Annotated in this window: 4 protein-coding genes and 1 pseudogene; 2 read left to right on the forward strand and 3 right to left on the reverse strand. The window is 63.3% G+C overall.

All coding sequences use genetic code 11. From position 1 onward, the window contains the following. Together Q0S16_RS11255 and Q0S16_RS11260 are read left to right on the forward strand one after the other, a co-directional pair. A partial coding sequence (locus tag Q0S16_RS11255) for a replication-associated recombination protein A (RefSeq protein ID WP_295848212.1) occupies positions 1 to 1294 on the forward strand: 1294 nt, incomplete at its 5' end. Positions 1295 to 1493: 199 nt separating this feature from the next. After that, positions 1494 to 2099 (forward strand): hypothetical protein, encoded by a 606-nt coding sequence (locus Q0S16_RS11260; RefSeq protein WP_295848214.1) that lies wholly within the window; start codon positions 1494 to 1496, stop codon positions 2097 to 2099. A 129-nt stretch (positions 2100 to 2228) separates the two neighbouring features. Here Q0S16_RS11260 and Q0S16_RS11265 read toward each other — a convergent pair whose 3' ends face one another. The 3 genes and pseudogenes from Q0S16_RS11265 to Q0S16_RS11275 all read right to left on the reverse strand — a co-directional run. Further along, complete coding sequence (locus Q0S16_RS11265) at positions 2229 to 2834, reverse strand: GIY-YIG nuclease family protein (protein WP_295848216.1); 606 nt, start codon at positions 2832 to 2834, stop codon at positions 2229 to 2231. A 291-nt stretch (positions 2835 to 3125) separates the two neighbouring features. Next, positions 3126 to 4346 (reverse strand): acyltransferase family protein, encoded by a 1221-nt coding sequence (locus Q0S16_RS11270; protein WP_295848218.1) that lies wholly within the window; start codon positions 4344 to 4346, stop codon positions 3126 to 3128. Between the two features lie 81 nt (positions 4347 to 4427). Continuing rightward, a pseudogene (locus Q0S16_RS11275) lies at positions 4428 to 4589 on the reverse strand (AraC family transcriptional regulator); the annotation flags it as partial.

Consider the following 4589-nt stretch of genomic DNA (forward strand, 5'->3'; position numbering starts at 1 on the left):
CGCGGGGCTCGAGCAGGACGCGCCAAAGCCGCTGCCGGAGCGGCTGCGGCCTCGCGTGCTGTCCGACGTGGTCGGCCAGGATCACATCCTTGGTCCCGACGGCGCGCTGACCCGGATGCTGGAGACCCGCACGCTGGGCTCGCTGGTGTTCTGGGGCCCGCCCGGCACCGGCAAGACCACCGTGGCGCGGCTGCTGGCGGATGCCACCGAATTGCATTTCGAGCAGATTTCGGCGGTGTTCTCCGGCGTCGCCGACCTCAAGAAGGTGTTTGAGGCTGCGCGGTCCCGCCGCGAGATGGGGCGGGGCACGCTGCTGTTCGTCGACGAGGTGCATCGCTTCAACAAGGCGCAGCAGGACTCGTTTCTGCCGGTGATGGAAGACGGCACCGTGGTGCTGGTCGGCGCCACCACGGAAAATCCGTCGTTCGAACTGAACGCCGCTTTGCTGTCCCGCGCGCGCGTCTTGGTGTTCCAGTCGCTCGACTCGGCCGCGATCGAGAAACTCTACGTCCACGCCGAAAAGGTCGAAGGCAAGAAATTGCCGCTCGATGACGAGGCCCGTGCCGTATTGGTACGGATGGCCGATGGCGACGGTCGCGCCGCGCTGACGCTGGCCGAAGAGGTCTGGCGCGCCGCGCGTACCAACGAGAGCTTCGACGCCGTGCAGTTGCAGGACATCCTGCAGCGCCGCGCCCCGATCTACGACAAATCAGCCGACGGCCATTACAATCTGATCTCGGCGCTGCATAAATCGGTGCGCGGCTCCGACCCCGACGCCGCTTTGTATTATCTGTGCCGGATGCTCGACGCCGGCGAGGACCCGCTGTTCCTGGCGCGCCGGGTGGTGCGGATGGCGGTCGAGGACATTGGCCTCGCCGATCCGCAGGCGCTGGTGATCTGCAACGCCGCCAAGGACGCCTTTGATTTTCTCGGCCATCCCGAGGGCGAGCTGGCGATCGCGCAGGCCGTCGTCTACATCGCCACCGCGCCGAAATCCAACGCGGTCTACATGGCCTACAAGGCGGCGATGCGCGCGGCGAAAGAGGGCGGCAGCCTGCTGCCGCCCAAACACATCCTGAATTCGCCCACCCAGCTCATGAAGTCCGAAGGCTATGGTGGCGGCTATCAATACGACCACGACACCCCGGAGGCCTTTTCCGGCCAGGACTACTTCCCGGAAGCGATGGGCCGCCAGCAATTCTACGATCCGCCCGACCGCGGCTTTGAACGCGAGATCCGCAAGCGTCTGGACTATTGGGCCAAGCTGCGCGCGGCGAAAAGCTCGGACTCGTAGGGTGGGGTAGCGCGCAGCGCGTAACCGGCCATTTTCCGGACGGCGCGTTACGGCGCATCCGTCTTCGCGCGGCGGACCTCGGTCGACAAGAGCGCGCCTGATCCCGCCTGCGACTTTGCGTCGGTCATTCGATCCTGCGCTCGCTGGCCTTGGCGCGGTCGGTGCCGTAGACTGGCCACGCATGTCACGGGGTGCCCCGATGTCGATTTTCAACCGCGAAGCCATCCGCGCCATCGCCGTCGCGATGCTGTGCCTGGCCGGGCAGGCGGCGCAGGCCCAGGTCGCGCCGGTGCAATACTGGCTGCCTGGCGGGCCGTTCGGGTTTGGCGGCAGCGCGGGCGGCGCCACCACCTATGGCAATTTTCCGGGTTTCGACGCGCCCGCCCGCGACGGCGACTGGCGCGACAATTTCCGCACCGGCCTGTTTGTCAGCGGCCAGGCCGGCAGCGTCGGTCTCAATGGCCTGGGTATGGGCCAGGCCGGCGCGGCGTCGGCTTTCGGCGCGCTCGCCTGGCAAAGCACGCTGACCGGCTACAATTTCAAGGGTGCCGGCAATCTGCCGGTCTCGGTCTATGCCGGCTTCGACAGCCTGAATTATCGGCCGGGCCTCGGCAGTCCGCTGGCGCCGTTCAGCACCGATGCCAGCATCGCGGCCGGCTACCGCGCCCGCGCCGGCATCGCGTTCCAGCCCTCGGCCAATGTCACTTTGTCGTTGGAGGCCGGCTTCACCCAGCAGGGCACCGGCGACGGCGACATCAATTCAGCGCTGTTGCCGGCATCGCCGTTCTACGGCGTTCGCCGCTAAAGCGGCGGCTGGCAGCCCGCATGAGCGCAGCGATATGCGGGAATTCCGCGCCACTGCCGCTCTATTGCCGAGTCATTCCGGATTGTGGCTTGCCGTGGTGGGTATACGGCGTGCCGGCGCCTGCGCCGGCTATAATTGTTGGATATTTTGCGACGCGGTCTCGTAGATTTTCACGATCTCTTCACGCGTTGTTCTGAACCATTCTTTGCCACCGCCTTCGACCTTGAGGCCACGATATTTGAGGATAGCATGGATCGCCTTTTCCAACGACGAGCAGTCATGCGTGCGAATTTCGAGTTTCAGGATAGGCTTATCGGGCGTGCTCGTCGCAATCTGAGCTGCAATCCTTTGAAGAGTGTCGCCCTCCGTTAGCCCAATTTTCAATCTATCGGGAGCGCATTGATAGCCGTATGCATACACTACACGGTTCCCCTCGCCAATTTTTAAGACGTCTGACGTATCAACTGTCTCGGCGAGTTGCTCTATAGCTTGGCCCTCGGTGATCCCGGATGTTTGGTCGAGCTCCGCATAATTGGTCAGATATTGGGTTACTTCAGCCTTCGGATAAGGCTGACCTTGTGTGACCTGTTCTGGGGTGAATCCGTTAGCAGGCGCTGCCGCGATGTATTTCGCCATGCTTTTTGCAAAATAGGCCCTATTTTCTGGATCTTCAGCGAGATTGTATTGATTGAGCGACCATGTGAATTGGGCTCTTTGACCGGGAAGTGTAGCCATGTTCCGAACGCGCCTCAAATAGTTCTATCTATTGCGAGATTCCAGACAACCGGATGAATGAGGGCAATCCATACGATAGCTATCGTGGAGCTGGATAGGCAAGCCCAGGTTCGATCTATATATCGCCTTTGGAAACCGTGGAAGCTGCGATGCATGACAATGGCCGATGTAGTAGTCGTCGGATGGGTAAAGCGCAGCGAAACCCATCATTCTCAGGCGTCGGTGGGATGGGTTTCGCAAGGGCTCAACCCATCCTACGTTTGCCCGTTGTGCCTCGCCACAATCCTGTTCTTACATCGCCGCCGAATTGGCGGCCGTGCCGACATTTGCGTCACGCCGCGGAATGCGACGGCCGTTGAGCACGGCGCCGATGAAGGTGTGGCGCACCAGCAAATGATAGCTGCCCAGCATCACCGGAATCGCCACCAGCAAAATCCCCGCAAATTTCGCCGGCCACGGCCAGTCCAACTGCGACACCGCGACCTGCAGCGTCAGCACGATCGGGATGTGGATGATGTACATCCAGTACGACGCGTCGGCGAGATAGCGCCTTGTGCCGCTGTAGCCGGACAGGAAACGTAGCGCGGTGCCGATCATGGCGAAGGTTGTGGTCCAGATCGCCAGCGCGTAGCAGGTCGCGGCGACGAAGCGGAGGGGGGCCGGCAAAGGTGGCCTGATAAAGCCGAGGTCGAGACACACCGCGATCAGGACGATGGCCGGCACCAGGTTGAACAGCCAGCGCTGCTCGAGAATTTTGAGCAGGTCGGTCTGGCGATGAAGCAGCCAGCCGAAGCCGAACGCCGTGCCGAAGCCGATCAGCGCCTGCGCATTGGTGATCAGCGACTGGTCCGGCGTCCGCACGCCGAGCCAAACCAGCCATCGCGGGTCGAGGTTGAAGGCGATGCCGATCGGCACGGCGAGGACGACCGGCGCCAGCGGGCTGCGCATTGCCCAGAGCAGCGCGCGATCGCCTACGGCGCGGATGCGGCCGTCCCGGTCCAGCCAGACGATGCCCGCGCGCAGCAGCAGCGTGGCGGCGTAAAGCTGCAGCAATACGTAGAGAAACCACAGATGCGCCAGCGGAAATGCCGGCAGCACCGGCGGCCAGCCCGGCGCGCCGGGCGGCGGGCCGCCATTGGGGAAGTTTGCGGCCCAGTTCGCCACAGGGACTACGGCCGTGAACACGATCGGGCAGGCGACTATGAGCGGCAGCGCGATGCGCTGCAGGCGGTCCCTGATAAAACCCGCGCCGCCGCGGCGATGAAAGCTCATATGGCCGAAGAAGCCGGCGATGACGAAGAACGTGGTCATCCGGAACACATGTATGACAAAGAACATAACGGTGAGTGTCAAGCTGGGATGGCTGTCCTGGATGATCCAGAACCGGGTCGGTGCCGGCACGAAGGAGATAGTGGCGTGCAGCACGATGCCGAGCAGCAGCGCATAGCCGCGCACCGCGTCGAGCGCGTGCAGGCGTTCCGGGGCGCGGGCGAGGGAGTTGGTAGGTACCATGGCAGGCCTCGGCTCAGGTGAATCGGCGATAGCAAACCTGCCGGACCGGGCTATTTCCTGCTCGCCGGATCAGCTATTCGGCTAGCCGAATTCTCGATCAGGCCGGCCGATTTTCAGATTGTCATCCGGTGCGGATGTTGCCGATGGCGCGCGCATCATCGCCTCACGGCGGAATTCGGTCGGCGTGAGGCCGGTATCGGCCTTGAAGGCGCGGTTGAAGGGACCGATCGACTGGAAGCCGGC

Origin of the sequence: Tardiphaga sp., assembly GCF_025356345.1 — a bacterium.
Classification (GTDB): Bacteria; Pseudomonadota; Alphaproteobacteria; order Rhizobiales; family Xanthobacteraceae; genus Tardiphaga.